The organism is Microbulbifer sp. GL-2 (genome assembly GCF_007183175.1).
GTDB lineage: Bacteria > Pseudomonadota > Gammaproteobacteria > Pseudomonadales > Cellvibrionaceae > Microbulbifer.
The window spans coordinates 1,693,907-1,708,391 of the sequence record NZ_AP019807.1; the positions used below are offsets into that span (position 1 = coordinate 1,693,907).

Sequence of the window (14,485 nt, forward strand, 5' to 3'; positions counted from 1 at the left end):
CTACACTTGGAATTCTGAAGGAAGGGACATTGACTCAAGCAAAAGCGACAACCGGTTTCCTCGATCAGGTCAGCTGGAACAGTGATGGGTTGGTGCCCGCCATTGCCCAGGACTTTAAAAGTGGGCGGGTGTTGATGATGGCGTGGATGAACCGCGAATCCCTGGCCCTTACCGCCAGTGAGGGCTATGCGGTTTACTGGTCGCGCTCGCGCAAAAACCTGTGGCGCAAGGGGGAGTCCTCCGGTTTCCTGCAAAAAGTACGCGAGATACGCCTGGATTGTGATGGGGATACGGTACTGGTATTAGTGGAACAGGAGGGTGGTATTGCCTGCCACACTGGACGCAGTAGCTGCTTTTACAACCTCTTGCAGGACGATGAATGGCAGGTGAACCAGCCTGTGATTCAAGATCCAGAAGCCATCTATAAGTGAGTTCCAGACTATGAGCGACCTGTTGCAGCAACTTGACGCCGTATTGGAAAGCCGCAAGCACGTATCTGATGCGGATAAGTCCTATGTGGCCAGTTTGCATAAGAAGGGCTTGAATAAAATCCTGGAAAAGGTTGGCGAAGAAGCTACAGAAACTATCCTCGCTGCGAAAGATGCACAGTCCAGCGGTGACAATAAGGATATGATCGCTGAAACGGCGGATCTGTGGTTCCACTCGTTGGTAATGCTTTCACACCTGGGTGCGGATTCGCAGGATGTGCTTCACGAACTGGCCCGACGTTTCGGCCTTTCAGGACACGAGGAAAAGGCGGCGCGCTCCAAGGAGCACTGAGAAGATTGGATAGATTATCTGGAGGCCCTTGGTGTTGAGAAGGGTTTCCAGTGAATTACATTTACCCCTGATGGCCGGTGAGCGCGCAGCGTCCGGCTATCGCATTAAATGACATGGAGACAATTATGGGATTCGGTGGAATTAGCATCTGGCAACTGTTGATTATTCTGGTCATTGTCCTTCTGCTGTTCGGCACCAAGCGCTTGAAGAACCTTGGTGGTGATCTCGGTGGGGCCATTAAGGGCTTCCGTAAGGCGATCAAGGATGAGAACAAGGATAAAGAAAAAGATAAGGAAGCTGGCGAGGATAAAGATCCCGAGCGCCTGCAGCACGATGAGGATGAAAAGCCTGAGCAGGGCAGTACCGCCAAGGAAAAAGATAAGCAATCCCAAGACAAGTAATTCGGCAACCGTTAACGCGAGTAATGCTCCGTGTTTGATATTGGCTTTTTTGAACTGCTATTGGTCGCTGTTGTGGGCCTGCTCGTAGTCGGGCCCGAGCGCCTGCCCGATGCCATCCGTACCACAGCGCGTTGGTGGTCCGGCTTAAAGCGTACTTTGCACAGCGCCCGCGAGGAGCTGGAAAAGGAAGTGGGCGCAGATGATATTCGTCGGGAATTACATAATGAGCGAATCCTGAAAGAGATTGAGGAGAGTCGCCGGGAAATGGAGCGCACCTTTACTGAGGCCAACCGGGAGGTGAACGAGTCCATACAGAAAGTGACAGAGGAAAAAACCTCTGTAAATTTGCCTAGCGAAGAAGCTGTGGCTAAAGAACCGGAAGGAAAAGCGTCACCAGAACACCCTGAGGCCGCGAAACATCCTCGTGCGGAAAAAGAGGATTACTTACCGGAACAGGATGAAAGCGTGGAGGAGTTGCAAGATCCCGAGTATCCCGAACACTGGCATGATTTCGGCGACCCGGAGATAAACCCCGACCACCCGGAAAACGTCGAACTGGATGAAGAAGAAAAAGTATCGCAACAAGAAAAAGATAAGCAGCCATGAGCGATCAAGCAAAAGACAGTCACCAGCCGTTTATTGATCACCTGATTGAGTTACGCGATCGCCTGCTACGCACCCTGCTGGTTGTTGTGGTTTTTTTCGCCTGCCTCGTGCCTTTTGCCTCGGACATCTACAATTTTATTGCCAATCCCCTGCAGGAGAGATTAGTAGGAGATGCGGGGATGATTGCCACTGAGGTTACATCGACTTTCCTCACCCCGTTTAAAACCACGTTTATAGTATCTTTCTTTATCGCAATTCCTTTCGTGCTGTACCAGGCTTGGGCATTTATCGCCCCAGGTTTGTATAAAAATGAAAAACGTATTGCAGTACCGATTCTGATCACCAGCGTTTTTCTTTTTTACGCGGGAGTTGCTTTCGCTTATTTTGTGGTATTCCCCATCCTTTTTGATTTTTTTGTCGGCACGGCCCACGAAGACATCAAGGTGATGCCGGATATGCGCAGCTATCTGGATCTGGTGCTGAAGCTGTTCTTTGCTTTTGGTTTCGCCTTTGAAATTCCTATCGCCACAGTGCTGCTGATCTGGAGTGGCGCGGTGGATGCTAAAACCCTGGCAAGTAAGCGACCCTATGTCATTGTGGGATGCTTCCTTATTGGTATGCTGCTTACACCACCGGATGTTATTTCCCAGTCACTGCTGGCTTTACCCATGTGGTTGTTGTTTGAGGTGGGTATTTTATTTGGACGTTGGATAAAAAGGGGGTCCAATAAAGAGCAGGCAGAATAGCCTTGTTGTGGCTGCGTAGAGTAAAAAGCAAAGCTCTGAGCCGTAAAATGCCCCAGCAGTCGAAACCACCGGGGCAATAGCCCTGTTGTTTTACCTGCCCTGTTTCCAACTGTAACCCTGTGCTCTCAATACAAGAGTTATGCGGAGATATGGGCAGTCTGCGTTCCATGCAAGAATAAGCTGATCGACCCCGGTTTTTGTGCCACTACTAGCAAGCCCCCATCGCGACAAAAACTGGGCGGTCAGCTCGGAAAACTGACGATTTTTCAGAGCTTACCCTGAAGTATGCCCCGTTAAACCGCCTAATAGCCGAAACACTGCACGGCTTAAATATAATAACCCTGAGATCCTGGACCTCAGCGGGACACAGCAGCCCCAGCTGGCTTGTTCCCTTGGGAAGTTGCCATCTGTTTTTTCCTTTCCTGCTCTGCCACCGCCTTTTCCACATTGTTGCGAATCAGGCGATAAAAATAGAATGCCATCAGGAAAATAAACCCGATTACGGCCAGGCTGAGCAAGCCAGAAAAGCTGGTAAATAGGTCAATCAAGGCATCCATCTCTCTCTCCTGTACGTCAATGCTTCAGCTATGCAGTTTATGGAGCTGAAAAACAAGACACTTGACTTAAATCAAGCGGAGTTTAGTTAACCCCTTAGAGGGTCACTGAAATGCCACTCCTAAAGTCAGGCAGGCTATTGCGGCGCCAAGTAGCTGGTATAACTCCTTTTCCTCACGCCAGCGAGGCAGGAGTAAAAACAGTGCCAGTGGTGGTAGAAACAGAGCGAGGAATCCTGCGAAGGCTCCATCGGAAAAGCAAACACACAGGAGCCGCAACCAAGCAATGGCGGTAAAAGCCAGGGCAAATACCATCAAAATTGCGCTAACTGGCAACATGCTATAACCCATTGAAGCTTGTGGCGGAGACTGGGTACATTCACGGGCGCGCCATTCCATGAAAAGGAAAATAGGACAAAAGTGTATATCAGCATTGGAGCCTTGAAGACTGTAATAAGCCCAAATAAGAAGCATATTTGGCTGCTAGTCACCACACTATTCCTCAGTGGCTGCGAGACGGTTGGGTACTACGCCCAAGCCGCAGCTGGTCAGTGGCGGATTCTTTCTGCGCGGCAGCCTATTGAAAAAGTGGTACAGGAGCCTGGCACTGGTGAGAAACTACGTCGACAGTTAATGTTAGTGCAGGAGATACGGGCCTATGCTGCCCAGCTGCTGAGCTTGCCGGTAGGCAAGGCCTACAGTTCATACGTACAGCTGGAAGAGCAATATCCCATCTGGAATGTGTTAGCTGCTCCGGAGTTTTCCCTAACGCCAAAGCGCTGGTGCTATCCAGTTGCCGGTTGCGCCAGCTATCGGGGCTATTTCCGCAAGTCTGCCGCTATCGCCAAAGCCAATAGTTTGCGCGCGCAGGGCTATGACACCTATCTAGGGCCAGTGCCCGCATACAGTACTTTGGGTTGGTTTGATGACCCTATCCTCTCCAGCTTTGTAAATTGGCCACCTGAGCGCCTCGCCGGATTGTTATTCCATGAGCTGGCGCATAGACGGGTATATATTTCCGGCGATACCCAGTTTAATGAAAGTTTCGCAACAGCTGTTTCAGAAATCGCCCTGCCGGATTGGTTAAGCAGCCAAGGCCTGACCGGTTCTGCCACCCAGGCCCGCGTCGAGACTATGGCCGTACGTCAACTGATGAACATGGCGCGCAAGCAGCTCGAACCCATTTATAAATCCCTTGAACCGGATAGTTTTAAGCTCGAACAAAAAAATTTAGTGCTTTCACGTCTGCGCCAGTGCTATCGGAAAATATCCGTAAGTTGGCCCAATCCAGCGCGCTACCAGGCGTATATAGAAAAAGCTAACAATGCCACTTTAGCCTTGGCCGCTGAATATGAATCCCAAGTTCCCGCTTTCAAGCAGTTGTATATAGAAAGTAGTGACTGGGAGGTCTTTTATAATGCGGCACAGAGGTTGGGAGATTTGGATAAGGTGGATCGTGAAGCGAGGTTATACAAGCTGGGGGAAGAATATCGCCGAACACACTTGGGGAGAAACCAAGAAAATTTTACTGAAGGAAAGAGGTGTATGGAAAGTGTTGAGCAATATTTACTTTTATTGAATACTTATTTTTCAAATAATTTACGATCAATATAAAATAATCTACTGAATAAAAAATTAGATTTCTTTGGTTACGCTACACAAATAGTCTTTTGATGACACTCTGTGTGTTTGTGTATTGTGACAGCCAATATCAAAAGTCTGGTTGTTTAATATGGTTCTATGTTTATATATCCTAGTCTGATTTTAACTGTTCCTTTATAGTCACTCTCCCAATACCTTCTGTAACCCAATTCTTAAAATGAATAGTATGATGTACCGTAAGTTCCTATCCAGATTTTTACTACTTGGTTGTATTTTACTCCTATCCGCATGCAGTGGGGGAGGTGGAAGCTCGTCAAAAGATAGTGATAAAGTCCCTGATAGTGGTGAGCAGCCAGAAAATACCGTGAGCTTAACTATCCAAGGTTATGTGGAGACCGCAAGCTATACAGGCGTTGAAGTAAAATTCCATGTAGGTGATACTGAATTCCATGGTGATGTTGATTCATTAGGGAATTATTCTATTTATATAGAGGTTAATGAATCTAAAATAGACAATTTTATAAGTGCTGAAGCGATTTTCCCTGGTATAAGCCAAGTAAAATATTTCAGTAACCTTGGTTCCATGGAAAAGTTGTTACAAAGAGCTGGCGAAGATCAGGTCCTAGTGCACTCTGAAATGAATGAAGTAAATATCACAAGTATTTCTACAGCCCTTTCCGCACATCTTAAAGGCAGAAATAAAGGGGAAATAAAATCCGATTCAGAGTTAATTTTTTCTCTAAAACAACTTGATGCTTCAATAGTTTTTGATGTGGCTACTTCTATTAAGCTTTTTGCCGATAATAAAAATATAATGGAAGATGTTGGTCTTTTTCTTCCGGATGGTTTTAACCATGTATATGAATTAGCAGAAAGTGAATCTGCAATCTCTCTTTTTGTATATAACACAAAAAAAAGATTGCCGGATTTATTTCAAGAAATGCAATCAGATATGATCAGGAATGGTAATTTGGTTGGGTACACATCTAATGTCAATTTACCAATAGCAGACACTTATTACCTCCCGTTTTTGCGAATGAGGCTTGTCTTACATCCTGATGGGACTGGTGAAGTTAATGGGGAAGTTGATCATGCTAATTTTACATGGTCGCAGATTGACGAGGGCATTATTTTTGAAGGTGCAGATTTAATAAGGTATGTAAGTGCTTTTGATTCCCATTATGTAGAAAACCATATCTTAATTAATAGTTTAGTGTGGCTGATGGATGGTGATGTTATTTCATCAATTATTTTAAATGTTGATGAATATGATATTTCTCCTGATGAAAAAGATACTGATCTTGATTTGAAAAGTGAAATTTATGCAGAAACAGCAATTCGCTCATCAAGAACAATAAAAATTTCTGAATCATTGAAGCTAGAGCAAGAGTATAGTTTTCCAATACCAGCTATGGCCGGGGAAATTGTAAATCCAGTAGTGGAAGTTTCCCCCTGGTTTTCAGTAAACGTTCTAGATATGAGCTTTACCGGAGAGTTTGGGATTGGGGGAACTGTCAATATATCGATTCCTGGAATTGAGGGTGATGGGAAAAGGGTAAACACTACGGTATCAGGATTATGGCGCCTAGAAGATGATAAAAAAATAGTTGTGGATGCCTCTACTGGAAGTAAGTTTACCTATATCTTTCTGGACTATATATATAATGAAAAAAAATTAACCTTTGTTTTGGAGGAGTCAGAGAGAGGACAGATAATAGATTTTGATACTGTGTTGACCCAAAATTTAGATTCTTGGCAAGAAAATTCAGTAGAGGGAATTTATCAGTTTAGACAGCACTTTACGCAACCACTAGTTCACTCTTGGTTTGAGATAAATTCTAATGGTACAGTAAATCGAATAAGCACTTTCGATTCAAATTTTGATGGAAAGTTAGAGGCTGAAGAGTTTGATATTTATAAGGGGCTTTGGAAGTTTTCTGGTGATGGAAATTTACTTATTAGGGTTTACCAGAAAATACAAGGCGGGAGTTGTATACCAAATGAATGGGACACACAATTTAACACAGAGTGTTTACTTGTTAATGAAAGAGAGTGGGATCTTTCACATATCTCAAAAGAGCAGCAGTTGTTCTGGATGAGAAAGGAATTGAAGTTCTTTGTAAGTGGAAAACGTCAAGAACTTCCTGGTTTATCAGATCTGACGAGTGACATCTTTTCTAGTGGTCATATATATAATTCATTTATGTATAAAGTTAGTGAAAGGCCCGTTATTTTCCCAAGTATTAAGTAAATATCTTATAATGTTGGTGTTAATTTAAGGAGGCGGCACGATAGTGCCGCTATTGCGCATTTTTTTCAATAGATCGACCTGAATTATTTTAGGTGAATTGCGTTCATTAGTGAAGAAACTTCTTGCGAAATATCTTTAATTTAATCAGGTGGATTAGTGAATAAATTTTATTTTGAAGTTGGTGGCCAATATTGAGGGTTTTACTACAATAAGGAGTGGCCGAATAATAAGATCTTTTTATAAATGAGAATGCCAAAAAATAGTTTGTAGTGGCTGAAGAGATATTTTAGCGTAAAAAATATCTAATATCTGCTTTGAGCGCAACTTGCTATAGCCGGTTTAACAGCATAAATCAGTGCTTTTCTGAGAGCTTACTAACTTTTTGGTGACGTTTTTTAAAAACTCTCCTGCAGTTGTGCTAAATAATTTTGGTTACGTCCAACATCCGATTAGCAAACCCCCACTCATTATCAAACCAGATTAAAATCTTCACTAATTTACCACCGGCAACCCGTGTCTGGCTGGCATCGATAATCCCTGAGCGTGGGTCGTGATTAAAGTCACAGGAGGCGAGGGGTTCTTCGGTGAAGCCGAGTACGCCCTTAAACTCTGTCGCGGCTGTGGACTTCAATAAGGCATTGATTTCACTCTGGCTCACACTTTTATGTAATTGCACAGACAGATCAATAGCGGAGACATTAACCGTGGGTACGCGCATGGCCTGGGCTTCAAATTTTCCATATAAATGCGGCAATATACGTTCGATACCTCGGGCCAGAGCGGTGTCGACAGGAATAATTGAAGTAACAGCGGAGCGTGTTTTTCTTAAATCGGTGTGGTGGTATGCATCGCTTACTGGCTGATCGTTCATGGCGGAGTGAATAGTGGTTAGAACTCCAGCCTCAATACCAAATGCTTGGTCCAGTGCCGCGATCACTGGCACACAGCAATTGGTGGTACAGGAGGCAGCAGATATTATTGCCTCGCTGCCATTTAAAGTGTGATCGTTAACACCATAAACAATGGTGGCATCTACATCGCGGCTGGCGGGCTGGGAAAATAAAACTTTTTTTGCCCCTGCTGCTAAATGCATCTCGGCGTGTTTACGTTCCTTAAAGCTGCCAGTACACTCGAGAACGATATCGATTTTTTCCTGCTTCCAATTTAGGTCTTCGAGCTGTTCGTGATGTGTCACCGCAATGCGATCACCATTGACCACCAGTGTGTCATTTTCTACAGAGACTTCACCAGCGAAACGCCCATGTACGGAATCGTACTTTGTCAGGTGCCCAATAGTGGCGCAGTCTGCCAACTCATTAATGGCGACAATCTGCAAGGTATCGCGGGCGCTGGATTCGTAAAGGGAGCGCAGAACAGAGCGGCCGATGCGACCATAGCCATTGATTGCGAGTCGGGTTGTCATAGAAGTGCAGCCGGGTATGAGTTTTGAAATATGCTGAATGCTCCCGCAGTACAAAACCACGGGAAGCACTCAGCTAAAGCATGAAATTACTTCAACAGCTTCTCAACGGTTTCGGCCACGTTTTCTACGGTGAAGCCAAAGTGTTGCATCAGTTCGCCACCGGGAGCGGACTCACCGAAGGTGCTCATGCCCACAATATCGCCGTCAAAGCCGACGAACTTGTACCAGTAGTCTTTATGGCTGGCTTCCACCGCCACCCGTGCGCGTACAGCAGAGGGCAGTACAGACTCGCGGTAGGACTCATCCTGTTCCATAAAGGCTTCGGGGCAGGGCATGGAGACTACGCGAACTTTCTTTCCAGCGAGTTTCTCTTGAGCGGCCATAGCCAGCTCTACCTCAGAACCGGTAGCAATAATGATCGCTTCCGGGGAGCCGTCACAGTCGGACAGCACATAGCCACCTTTTTCGATCTGTGCCAGCTGTGCGGCGTCGCGCTTCTGTGGCGCCAGGCCCTGACGGCTGAATACCAAGGTGCTGGGGCCGTTTTTTCGTGCGATAGCCATCTTCCAGCTCACAGCGGATTCAGTGGCATCGCAGGGGCGCCAAGTGTGCAGGTTCGGAGTTGAACGTAGGGCGCTGAGCTGTTCAACCGGTTGATGGGTGGGACCGTCTTCGCCAAGGCCGATGGAATCATGGGTGTAGACGAAAATGACACGCTGCTTCATCAGCGCGGCCATACGTACGGCGTTGCGTGCATATTCCATAAACATCAGGAAGGTTGCACCGTAAGGTACGAAACCACCGTGCAGGGCGATGCCGTTCATCATGGCGCTCATGCCGAACTCGCGGACACCGTAGTAGATGTAGTTGCCGGAGGCATCTTCAGCGCTCACGCCCTTGGAGCCAGACCAGATTGTGAGGTTGGAACCGGCCAGGTCGGCAGAGCCGCCGAGAATTTCAGGCAGCAGCGGACCGTAAGCATTCAGTGCATTCTGGCTCGCCTTGCGCGAGGCAATTTTCTGTGCGTCTTCCTGGCATTGCTTAATGTACTCATCGGCTTTCACCAGGAAATCTGCTGGTAGTTCACCACTCATGCGGCGTTCGAACTCGGCTGCCAATTCTGGGAACTCTTCGCGGTAGTCGGCCAGGATATCTTTCCACTCATCTTCCTGGGCTTCGCCCTTGGCTTTTCCGTCCCAGCCGGCATAGATATCTTCGGGAATTTCGAAAGGTGCATGGGACCAGCCGATGGTCTCGCGTACCAGGGCGATTTCGTCATCACCCAGAGGTGCGCCGTGGCACTCTTCGCGGCCTTGCTTGTTGGGGGAGCCGAAACCGATCACTGTTTTACAGCAGATAATGGTGGGTTTGTCGGTAACTGAACGGGCTTCTTCAATGGCGGCCTTGATGGCAACTGCGTCATGGCCATCTACATTGGGGATTACATGCCAGCCATAGGACTCGAAACGCTTGGGTGTGTCGTCGGTAAACCAGCCCTCGACTTCGCCGTCGATGGAGATACCGTTGTCGTCATAGAAGGCAACCAGCTTGCCCAGGCCTAAAGTGCCGGCCAGGGAACAGGCCTCGTGGGAGACACCTTCCATCAAGCAGCCATCACCCAAAAATACATAGGTATGGTGGTCGACCAGCTCATAACCGGGGCGATTGAATTGGGCTGCCAGTACTTTCTCTGCCAGCGCCATGCCGACGGCATTGGTAATGCCCTGGCCGAGGGGGCCGGTGGTGGTTTCAACGCCGGGCGCATAACCGTACTCCGGGTGGCCCGGGGTTTTGGAGTGCATTTGGCGGAAGTTCTTCAGCTCCTCGATCGGCAGGTCGTAGCCGGACAGGTGCAGCAGTGAATACAGCAGCATGGAGCCATGGCCGTTGGAGAGCACAAAGCGGTCGCGGTCGGCCCACTCCGGGTTGGCTGGGTTGTGCTTCAGGTAGTCATTCCATAAGACTTCGGCGATATCCGCCATACCCATAGGCGCACCTGGGTGGCCGCTGTTGGCTTTCTGAACCGCATCCATGGACAGGGCGCGAATGGCATTGGCCATGTCTGTGCGAGAGGGGGTAGAAGACATAGGAAGAGCTCTCTGGTTTTCGGATAGACCGCGGTGCCGCTCTATAGGCATTTTCCCGCGACGACAAAATGGGGGCGTATTTTCCCGTAAAGACCTGCCCCACGCAAAGGCTTGCTGGAAAAATTGCCACTAAGTACAGCAGCAATTTTCCGGGTGGGTACCTCTAAGCAGCTTATTGTTATCTACATCAAAATAATTTTATAAAGCTATATCAATATATTTTGATATAGTCCCCGGCGACTGCTAGACTCGTCCGCATGTCTGAATCCCAGCCCACCCCTGAACCCAGCCCTGGTGCGGAAATACCGCAGTTGGCGGGGACCCTGAAGGCCGCAGGAGATCCCCTGCGGCTTGAGATCTTGCGCCTGCTCAGCCAGGACTCCTACAGCGTTCTGGAGATGTGCCGTATTTTTGACCTGCGCCAACCCGCCTTGAGTCATCACTTGAAGGTACTCGCCCAGGCTGGGCTGGTGAGTAAACGGCGGGAAGGCAACAACATCTTTTATCGGCGTACGGGAGGCACTCCACTTCTTGAACAATTGTTTGCGAATCTCGACCTACTACCTTTGTCTCCAGAGCGCGCCCAATCGGTGGAGCGAGTTTCTGAGGAGCGCGCCGAAGCTTCTCGCCGTTTCTTTGCCGACTACGGTAACCGCTTCCGCGAGCAACAAGAGCTGATCGCTAGCTATAGCGTGTATGGTCCCCAGGTGGCACAGCTGCTCAAGTCGGGACGCCATGCGATGGAGGTGGGCCCCGGAGAAGGCGAGTTCCTACAGGAATTATCACTACGTTTCGGCACGATTACGGCCCTTGACCTGTCATCGGCCATGCTAGAGCGCGCGCAGGCTTTCGCCGATGAACAGGGGCTTAACAATATTGAGTTTGTCTGCAGTGATACGCGCGCAGCGGCAGCACGTCCGGCCAGTGCGGATACCATCGTGGTAAACATGGTGTTACATCACACCCCGGACCCGGCACAGATTTTCCGCGACCTGCAAAGCGCATTAAAAAGTGGTGGCCAGTTGCTGGTGGCTGAGCTACAGGAGCACGGTCAGGACTGGGCCAGGGAAGCCTGTGGTGACCTGTGGTTGGGCTTTGCACCGGAGCAATTGAGTGATTGGGCACAGAGTGCCGGCCTGAATGATGGGCGCAGTGTTTACAGCGCCCTACGCAATGGCTTCCAGATCCAGATACGAGAATTTGTTAAACCCTGACGACAATGTCTACGTATTGTCAGAACAAGAATTTTGCTAACCGCCCGCGGCGGAATAAATGGAGACTCTCACATGAGTGAATACAGATTGTTTACATCAGAATCCGTGTCCGAAGGACATCCGGATAAGATTGCCGATCAGATTTCCGACGCGGTACTGGATGCTTTACTGGCTCGGGACAAGCAGGCCCGCGTTGCCTGTGAAACTTTAGTGAAAACCGGGATTGCGGTAATTGCCGGTGAGATCTCCACCTCTGCCTGGGTGGATCTTGAAGAGCTGGTGCGCAAGGTGATTACCGATATCGGCTACACCTCTTCCGATGTGGGTTACGACGGCGAGACCTGCGGTGTGATCAATGTGATCGGCAAGCAGTCTGTGGACATCGCCCAAGGCGTTGACCGCGCCAAGCCGGAAGATCAGGGTGCTGGTGACCAGGGGCTGATGTTTGGCTACGCCACCAATGAAACCCCGACCTTTATGCCGGCGCCGATCTATTACTCTCACCGCCTGGTGGAGCGTCAGGCGGAAGCGCGCAAGTCTGGCCTGTTGCCCTGGCTGCGCCCGGATGCCAAGAGTCAGCTGACTTTCCGCTATGACGAACAGGGCCGCCCCTGTGCGATTGATGCCGTGGTGCTTTCCACCCAGCACAACCCGGATGTCAGTCAGTCCGATCTGCGCGAGGCCGTAATGGAGTTGATCGTGCACCATACCCTGCCGCTAGAGTGGCTGCATAAAGACACCAAGTTCCATATCAACCCAACCGGCAATTTTGTCATTGGCGGTCCTGTAGGCGATTGTGGTTTAACCGGGCGTAAAATTATTGTGGATACCTATGGCGGTTCTGCACGTCATGGAGGAGGTGCTTTCTCTGGCAAGGACCCCTCCAAGGTAGATCGCTCTGCAGCCTACGCCGGTCGCTATGTGGCCAAGAATATTGTTGCCGCCGGCTTGGCCAAGCGCTGTGAGATCCAGGTTTCCTACGCCATAGGCGTGGCCGAGCCCACCTCCGTTGCTATCAATACTTTTGGCACCGGTAATATTCCGGAAGAAAAGCTTGTAGAGCTGGTACGTGAGAATTTCGATCTGCGCCCCTTCGCTATTTCCAGGTCCCTTGACTTGTTGCACCCCATGTATCAGTTGACAGCAGCTTATGGTCACTTTGGTCGCGACCCTTTCACTCATACCTACAACTGGGTGGACAGTAATGGACAGGAGCGCAGCGAAACCTTTACCGCCTTCCCTTGGGAGAAAACTGACAAGGTAGATGCCCTGCGCACTCAGGCCGGACTGTAATCCGTTTATAAAACAGTGGCTAAAAAATTCTGGATTAGTGGCCATTCCACTAAGGGCGATATGCTCAAAAGTATTAACAATTTTATTGGACCTGAAAGAACATGAACCAGATGAGCACCGAATTTAAAGATTTTAAAATCGCGGATATTTCCCTGGCCGAGTGGGGCCGTCGCGAAATCGAGATTGCCGAAGGCGAAATGCCGGCGCTGATGACCCTGCGGGAAAAATATCGCGCGGAACAACCACTCGCCGGTGCGCGTATCATGGGTTGTATCCATATGACCATCCAGACTGCGGTTTTGATTGAGACCCTGGTCGCCCTGGGTGCTGAAGTACGCTGGTCTTCCTGTAATATTTTCTCCACTCAGGACCACGCTGCCGCAGCTATAGCCGCAAGTGGTATCCCGGTATTTGCCTGGAAAGGTGAAACTGAGGAAGAGTACGAATGGTGCCTGGAGCGCACCGTCGGTGCCGATGTTGCCGGCTGGCAGCCGAATATGATTCTCGATGACGGCGGTGATCTTACCGAACTGTTGCACCGCAAATATTCCTCTATTCTTGATAATTGCCACGGTATCAGCGAAGAAACCACTACCGGTGTACATCGCTTGCAGGACATGCTGCGTGAAGGCGCCTTGAAGGTGCCTGCGATCAACGTTAATGATGCTGTTACCAAGAGTAAGAACGACAATAAATATGGTTGTCGTCACAGCCTGAACGATGCCATCAAGCGTGCCACCGATCACCTGTTGGCTGGTAAGAAAGCACTGGTAATCGGTTACGGTGATGTGGGTAAAGGTTCCGCTGCTTCACTGCGTCAGGAAGGCATGATTGTAAAAGTATCCGAGGTTGACCCTATCTGTGCCATGCAAGCCTGTATGGACGGCTTTGAACTGGTATCCCCTTACATTAACGGTATCAATACCGGTACTACGGAAGGTATCAATAAGGCGTTGTTAGCCAATACTGACCTAATTGTGACTACTACCGGCAATGCCAATGTGTGCGATGCACATATGCTCTCAGCTCTGAAAAGTGGTGCTGTGGTATCCAATATTGGTCACTTCGACAATGAAATTGATACCGCCTTTATGCGTGAGAACTGGGAATGGCAGGAAGTGAAGCCACAGGTGCATAAAGTGGTACGTAATAGCGAAACCAATGATCACCTGCTACTGCTGTCTGAAGGGCGTCTGGTAAACCTGGGCAATGCCACGGGTCACCCCAGCCGTATTATGGATGGCTCTTTTGCCAACCAGGTCCTTGCACAGATCCACCTGTTTGACGAGAAGTTCGCTGATTTGCCCGGGGATCAAAAGGTATCTGCTTTATACGTAAAAGTGCTGCCCAAGCGCCTCGATGAAGAAGTGGCCCGCTATATGGTAGAAGGCTTTAGTGGTGTGATTACCCGAATGACTGAAGAGCAGGCTAAATATATCGGTGTTTCTGTGGACGGTCCGTTCAAACCAGAAAGTTATAAATACTAATTCCCTTTAAAAAGGTGTCGGCTATGCCGGCACCTGAATTT

Annotated in this window: 14 protein-coding genes; 10 read left to right on the plus strand and 4 right to left on the minus strand. The window is 48.8% G+C overall.

What is annotated here, in order from left to right; genetic code table 11:
- Positions 1–29 precede the first annotated feature (29 nt).
- The 5 genes from hisI (at position 30) to tatC (ending at position 2,533) form a co-directional block, all read left to right on the plus strand.
- Positions 30–431: a phosphoribosyl-AMP cyclohydrolase gene (hisI, locus tag GL2_RS07420; protein ID WP_143730056.1), complete on the plus strand. Its 402-nt coding sequence runs from the start codon at positions 30–32 to the stop codon at positions 429–431.
- A 10-nt stretch (positions 432–441) separates the two neighbouring features.
- Positions 442–780, plus strand: coding sequence for a phosphoribosyl-ATP diphosphatase (locus GL2_RS07425; protein ID WP_143730057.1), 339 nt, complete (start codon positions 442–444; stop codon positions 778–780).
- 125 nt (positions 781–905) lie between these two features.
- The gene (gene tatA, locus GL2_RS07430; RefSeq protein ID WP_143732824.1) at positions 906–1,181 is read left to right on the plus strand and encodes a Sec-independent protein translocase subunit TatA; all 276 of its coding nucleotides are present in this window, start codon (positions 906–908) and stop codon (positions 1,179–1,181) included.
- 30 nt (positions 1,182–1,211) lie between these two features.
- Complete coding sequence (gene tatB, locus GL2_RS07435) at positions 1,212–1,787, plus strand: Sec-independent protein translocase protein TatB (protein ID WP_143730058.1); 576 nt, start codon at positions 1,212–1,214, stop codon at positions 1,785–1,787.
- The gene (tatC, locus tag GL2_RS07440; RefSeq protein ID WP_143730059.1) at positions 1,784–2,533 is read left to right on the plus strand and encodes a twin-arginine translocase subunit TatC; all 750 of its coding nucleotides are present in this window, start codon (positions 1,784–1,786) and stop codon (positions 2,531–2,533) included. The genes tatB and tatC overlap by 4 nt, the downstream gene beginning before the upstream one ends.
- 356 nt (positions 2,534–2,889) lie before the next feature.
- Here tatC and GL2_RS07445 read toward each other — a convergent pair whose 3' ends face one another.
- A complete protein-coding gene (locus GL2_RS07445; protein ID WP_143730060.1) occupies positions 2,890–3,090 on the minus strand; it encodes a DUF3149 domain-containing protein in 201 nt (66 codons plus the stop codon).
- Positions 3,091–3,192: 102 nt separating this feature from the next.
- On the minus strand, positions 3,193–3,426 hold the full coding sequence (locus GL2_RS07450; RefSeq protein WP_143730061.1) for a hypothetical protein: 234 nt from the start codon (positions 3,424–3,426) through the stop codon (positions 3,193–3,195).
- 102 nt (positions 3,427–3,528) lie between these two features.
- Here GL2_RS07450 and GL2_RS07455 point away from each other — a divergent pair, with 102 nt between their 5' ends.
- Both GL2_RS07455 and GL2_RS07460 read left to right on the plus strand, forming a co-directional pair.
- Positions 3,529–4,701, plus strand: a complete 1,173-nt coding sequence (locus GL2_RS07455) for an aminopeptidase (RefSeq protein WP_232053786.1) — start codon at positions 3,529–3,531, stop codon at positions 4,699–4,701.
- A gap of 214 nt (positions 4,702–4,915) precedes the next feature.
- Positions 4,916–6,940, plus strand: a complete 2,025-nt coding sequence (locus tag GL2_RS07460) for a hypothetical protein (RefSeq protein WP_143730063.1) — start codon at positions 4,916–4,918, stop codon at positions 6,938–6,940.
- A 418-nt stretch (positions 6,941–7,358) separates the two neighbouring features.
- Here GL2_RS07460 and gap read toward each other — a convergent pair whose 3' ends face one another.
- Both gap and tkt read right to left on the minus strand, forming a co-directional pair.
- Entirely contained in the window at positions 7,359–8,363 is a 1,005-nt protein-coding gene (gene gap / locus GL2_RS07465) for a type I glyceraldehyde-3-phosphate dehydrogenase (RefSeq protein ID WP_143730064.1), read from the minus strand.
- Between the two features lie 86 nt (positions 8,364–8,449).
- Positions 8,450–10,450 carry a transketolase gene (gene tkt / locus GL2_RS07470; protein WP_143730065.1) on the minus strand — a complete coding sequence of 667 codons (2,001 nt, stop codon included), beginning with the start codon at positions 10,448–10,450 and terminating at the stop codon, positions 8,450–8,452.
- Between the two features lie 257 nt (positions 10,451–10,707).
- Here tkt and GL2_RS07475 point away from each other — a divergent pair, with 257 nt between their 5' ends.
- The 3 genes from GL2_RS07475 to ahcY all read left to right on the plus strand — a co-directional run bounded on the left by GL2_RS07475 (position 10,708) and on the right by ahcY (position 14,444).
- Complete coding sequence (locus GL2_RS07475) at positions 10,708–11,664, plus strand: metalloregulator ArsR/SmtB family transcription factor (protein WP_143730066.1); 957 nt, start codon at positions 10,708–10,710, stop codon at positions 11,662–11,664.
- 72 nt (positions 11,665–11,736) lie between these two features.
- Positions 11,737–12,957, plus strand: a complete 1,221-nt coding sequence (gene metK / locus GL2_RS07480; RefSeq protein WP_143730067.1) for a methionine adenosyltransferase — start codon at positions 11,737–11,739, stop codon at positions 12,955–12,957.
- Positions 12,958–13,058: 101 nt separating this feature from the next.
- Entirely contained in the window at positions 13,059–14,444 is a 1,386-nt protein-coding gene (ahcY, locus tag GL2_RS07485) for an adenosylhomocysteinase (RefSeq protein WP_143730068.1), read from the plus strand.
- The last annotated feature ends 41 nt before the right edge of the window (positions 14,445–14,485 follow it).

What these genes read in the sequence shown, in the direction of transcription:
- GL2_RS07425 (WP_143730057.1), top strand. Translation starts at nt 442, where the DNA reads ATGAGCGACCTGTTGCAGCAACTTGACGCCGTATTGGAAAGCCGCAAG.
- tatA (WP_143732824.1), top strand. Translation starts at nt 906, where the DNA reads ATGGGATTCGGTGGAATTAGCATCTGGCAACTGTTGATTATTCTGGTC.
- tatC (WP_143730059.1), top strand. Translation starts at nt 1,784, where the DNA reads ATGAGCGATCAAGCAAAAGACAGTCACCAGCCGTTTATTGATCACCTG.
- GL2_RS07445 (WP_143730060.1), bottom strand. Translation starts at nt 3,090, where the DNA reads ATGGATGCCTTGATTGACCTATTTACCAGCTTTTCTGGCTTGCTCAGC.
- GL2_RS07450 (WP_143730061.1), bottom strand. Translation starts at nt 3,426, where the DNA reads ATGTTGCCAGTTAGCGCAATTTTGATGGTATTTGCCCTGGCTTTTACC.
- GL2_RS07460 (WP_143730063.1), top strand. Translation starts at nt 4,916, where the DNA reads ATGATGTACCGTAAGTTCCTATCCAGATTTTTACTACTTGGTTGTATT.
- gap (WP_143730064.1), bottom strand. Translation starts at nt 8,363, where the DNA reads ATGACAACCCGACTCGCAATCAATGGCTATGGTCGCATCGGCCGCTCT.
- tkt (WP_143730065.1), bottom strand. Translation starts at nt 10,450, where the DNA reads ATGTCTTCTACCCCCTCTCGCACAGACATGGCCAATGCCATTCGCGCC.
- GL2_RS07475 (WP_143730066.1), top strand. Translation starts at nt 10,708, where the DNA reads ATGTCTGAATCCCAGCCCACCCCTGAACCCAGCCCTGGTGCGGAAATA.
- metK (WP_143730067.1), top strand. Translation starts at nt 11,737, where the DNA reads ATGAGTGAATACAGATTGTTTACATCAGAATCCGTGTCCGAAGGACAT.
- ahcY (WP_143730068.1), top strand. Translation starts at nt 13,059, where the DNA reads ATGAACCAGATGAGCACCGAATTTAAAGATTTTAAAATCGCGGATATT.